The organism is Bacillus sp. AFS040349, assembly GCF_002577655.1.
GTDB lineage: Bacteria > Bacillota > Bacilli > Bacillales > Bacillaceae > Metabacillus.
Map to the genome: position 1 here is coordinate 1 of NZ_NUMC01000163.1, position 3,898 is coordinate 3,898.

The following is a 3,898-nucleotide window of genomic DNA, read 5'->3' on the forward strand; positions in this document are numbered from 1 at the left end:
AATCTTTTGACACTACCTTGTATGATATCACCTTTACCCGTAAATGGATAGAATAATTGAAGGACTAAGCCCACATGAAACTTACACGGCTTAGTCCCTTTATTTGATTCTTTATTAATTTTGCACACTTTTTACATTATTTTGATCTAATGTTAACCCTAATTCCTTAGCTTTTTCCCAAATACGATCATATGTACTTAACTCTTCTACTTGAACATGAAGGTCACTGTTTAATTTCGTTTGTTCTTGGATTTTAGCTTCAGTTTTTTGAATCTCCATATTAGCTTGATACACATTATAGGAGTTCGCAACAATTGTAATAGCTCCTAATACAAAGAGAGAAACAAATAATAAAATGAGGAATTTCTCACCTGGGGTTATTGAAGCTCTTCTTGTTCTAATAACAGGTTCTTGTTTAGGGGATTGATTTAGCTGCTCCTGACGTTGTTGTTCTAGTTTCATGGCTAAATTACTCATTTTAATAACCTCCTTTAAAATAATCTTTTTCTTTTTAGAGCTTTTCAGCAATTCTTAGCTTAGCTGATCGTGCTCTATTGTTTTCTTCCAGTTCTTGTTCTGATGGAAGAATAGGTTTTCTAGTAATAATTTTTATTTTAGGCTCATACCCTTCTGGGATATATGGCATATTCCTAGGTAATTCAGGTGGTGTTGCCGCTTCTTTAAAGGCTGATTTACATATACGGTCTTCCAAAGAGTGGAATGTGATAACACTCACTCTTCCTTCAGGCTTTAACAATTCAATTGATTGTTCAATTGCCTCTTCAAATACTTTTAATTCATCATTTACAGCAATTCTTATCGCCTGGAAAATTCTTTTGGCTGGGTGTCCACCTTTTCTGCGTGCAGGTGCCGGAATTGCCTCTTTAATAATTTCAACTAGCTCACCGGTAGTTCGAATTGGCTGAGTTTCTCTGTGACTTTCAATCTTTCTCGCAATTTGTTTAGAGAATTTCTCCTCACCATATCGAAAGAAAATTTTCACTAGTTGTTCGTAAGTCCACGTGTTTACCACTTCGTATGCTGAAATATCTGATTGCTGGTCCATTCTCATATCTAACGGTGCATCATGATGATAACTAAATCCTCGTTCAGGCGTATCTAGCTGTGGGGATGAAACCCCTAAATCAAATAGAATACCATCTACTTTGTCAATTCCTATTTCAGCAAGTTTTTCAGATAGGTAACGAAAATTACTTTTGATTAAGGTTACCTTACCTTTATAATTAGCAAGCTTTTCTTTCGCGTTTTCTAACGCTGTATCATCCTGATCAAAGGCGATTAGATGCCCTTGTTCTGATAACTGTGAAAGCAGATAGCTACTATGACCTGCACCTCCTAGTGTGCAATCAACGTAAATACCATCTTCCTTAATATTTAAGCCATCTACTGTTTCCTTTAGTAACACTGTTGTATGTTTAAACATATGTTGTACCACCTCTTCAAATCTGTTTCAGTTAGAAGGAAGTAAATAATCTCCCCCTAAAATCTTGGACTATTCTTAGCTTGTCCATTTTTCTACTCATTCTTTGCTAAAGAGAAGATTATATATCAAAATCAATCATATTTTCCGCAATTTCTTCAAAAGAATCTTCTTGCTCAGCAACATAAGTTTCCCAAATGGACTTACTCCACAGCTCAATCCGATTTGAAACGCCGATCACAACGCATTCTTTTTCTAGTTTTGCATACTGCAAAAGTGGTGTTGCGATATTTACACGACCTTGTTTATCAAGCTCACATTCAGTCGCACCTGAAAAGAAAAAACGGGTAAATGCACGAGCATCTTTTTTAGTTAATGGGAGATTCTTTAGCTTATCTTCAATTATTTTCCACTCACTCATTGGATAACCGAACAAACACTGGTCCAGGCCACGTGTTAAAACGAATGTTTCTCCTAGTCCATCTCTAAATTTTGATGGGACAATCATTCTGCCTTTTATATCAATGGTGTGATGGTATTCTCCCATAAACATGTTCGTTGTCCCCACTTTCTCCCCTTAACTCACCACTTCCCCCCACTTATCTCCACATCTTTATTCTACATTTGTTTTCATAAAAAAAAAACCCTGTATTCACAGGATTTTCAAAAAACTTTTATTTATATTTTGACAATTTTATGTGTTCCATTAAAGGAATATGACAAGTTTAGCAATTCTCCTACAAAATTTGGTCCAAACTTGTTTAAATAGTAATAAACATTCCAAACTCTCTCTTGTGGATGTAAATTTGGAAGTAATGATTGTTCAATTGATTTAAACTTTGACAATTGAGAATCATGCTGTTGTTTCTTCCGATTTTCAACAGTTTTATAAATAAAATCAAGGTGTTCCTTAATAAAATGACCATTCTTTTTTAGCATCGGCTCTAAGCTTTGATCAATTAACAATGCAGCGTCAACCAACTTAGTATGAATCTCGGAAATTTCTTTTTTAGCTTCCTCAATTAAGGGTGCCATATCAACTGGAGACATTTCCTTGAGAAAGTTGTTCATTGAAGACATTACTCCTTCTTGCAGCACTGCCTCTAATTCCACACCCGTTTCCTTTATGTTTCTGTCTATAGCTCTTTCTAAAATAGTCATTTGCAGCCTTGGAAGAACTGGTGGCATTTTTATATCAAATAATGAAAAAACACCTTTTAATTCAGACCAATATGTTACTTCACCCGGACCTGCAATAAAGGCTAATGTAGGAAATAAATATTCCTGCATTAACGGCCTTGTCACAACATTGTTACTGAATTTTTCAGGATTCGTTTCAATCAAATCAAAAAGTTCCGCTCTGGTAATAGTAAATCCAATTTCACTTACTTCATACTCATTATGACTAATTCTCTCTAGAAGGAAACGCTCCCCGTCATGATGGTAGAAAAGGTTAGCACTGTTATCTGTCATTTCTATAATAGGATGATAATCTAATGATTGCATTTTTTGTTGTTGTTCTTTTACTGCGTCGTAAATTCTCTCATTTTGTTCTAAAATTGATTTGAAATATGATTTTTCCAGCTTTCTTAGCTCATGATCTCCTGAATTAATCAGAACAAGCCCTTTATCCTTAAAAAGATCCATGATTACTTTTTCAAAGAATTCAACATATGTTGAAGACTCTTCAGCAAATTGCTTTAAGGTAGAAATCAATTGATTGGAATAATCTGTTTCTCCAAAAGCCTCAAAAACTTGGTCAATCCAATCAAATGTTTTTTGTTTGTTAAGCTCAAGTTGTGACACAGGTTGTTTTTTTACAGGTGAATCCTTTATTGCAAGCTTTCTTGCTATTTGATTTTTCTCTATAAAAACATGATTGATTTCCACAAAATCATGGTCCTCACCAGCAATCCAAAAAACAGGAATAACAGGAACACCTAATTCCTTTTCTTCTTTCTCAGCAAGTACAATGATTGAAATAATTTTATGTATTGTATATAGAGGACCAGTTAATAAACCTGCCTGTTGCCCTCCAATAACTACAAGGCTATCAGGATTTTTCAATCGTTCTATGTTTTCTAATATTTTTTCATCACTGTTTAAACATCGGTTGGTATAGTTTTTCAAGTAAGTTGCAAGCTCTTCGCGTTGATAAGTACGTTCCCTTAAATCTTCAGCTCTTTCTCTAAAAAGAGAAGATGAATGAACGTTATAATCAAAAAAAGATTCAACATGCAACTTTTTCTCAGTTAAGTCATTAATAAATTGATTTGAAGAGCGCAGGGAGAGTTCAACTATCTCCATATATAAACTTCCTTTCTTGATTAAAGTCATATGTTGTCATTTATGTCCGATTGTACGATGTAACAAGGTGAGTATAGCACTTATGGTAATGAAACAAAAAACCTTTGCTTGAATTCTAGTTCTTTTTAAAATTAAGCTATGTTAAATAAC

4 protein-coding genes are annotated in these 3,898 nt (G+C 34.2%); all 4 read right to left on the reverse strand.

Annotated elements, in window-relative coordinates:
* Positions 1 to 114 precede the first annotated feature (114 nt).
* Entirely contained in the window at positions 115 to 477 is a 363-nt protein-coding gene (ftsL, locus tag COD11_RS25065) for a cell division protein FtsL (protein WP_098799610.1), read from the reverse strand.
* Between the two features lie 34 nt (positions 478 to 511).
* Entirely contained in the window at positions 512 to 1,444 is a 933-nt protein-coding gene (gene rsmH / locus COD11_RS25070) for a 16S rRNA (cytosine(1402)-N(4))-methyltransferase RsmH (protein ID WP_098799611.1), read from the reverse strand.
* Positions 1,445 to 1,562: 118 nt separating this feature from the next.
* A complete protein-coding gene (mraZ, locus tag COD11_RS25075; protein ID WP_098799612.1) occupies positions 1,563 to 1,994 on the reverse strand; it encodes a division/cell wall cluster transcriptional repressor MraZ in 432 nt (143 codons plus the stop codon).
* Between the two features lie 125 nt (positions 1,995 to 2,119).
* Positions 2,120 to 3,748, reverse strand: coding sequence for a bacillithiol biosynthesis cysteine-adding enzyme BshC (bshC, locus tag COD11_RS25080; RefSeq protein ID WP_176551243.1), 1,629 nt, complete (start codon positions 3,746 to 3,748; stop codon positions 2,120 to 2,122).
* Positions 3,749 to 3,898: the final 150 nt, after the last annotated feature.

Coding starts and splice junctions, on each gene's coding strand:
- bshC (WP_176551243.1), bottom strand. CDS start 3,748: ATGGAGATAGTTGAACTCTCCCTGCGCTCTTCAAATCAATTTATTAAT.
- rsmH (WP_098799611.1), bottom strand. CDS start 1,444: ATGTTTAAACATACAACAGTGTTACTAAAGGAAACAGTAGATGGCTTA.
- ftsL (WP_098799610.1), bottom strand. CDS start 477: ATGAGTAATTTAGCCATGAAACTAGAACAACAACGTCAGGAGCAGCTA.
- mraZ (WP_098799612.1), bottom strand. CDS start 1,994: ATGTTTATGGGAGAATACCATCACACCATTGATATAAAAGGCAGAATG.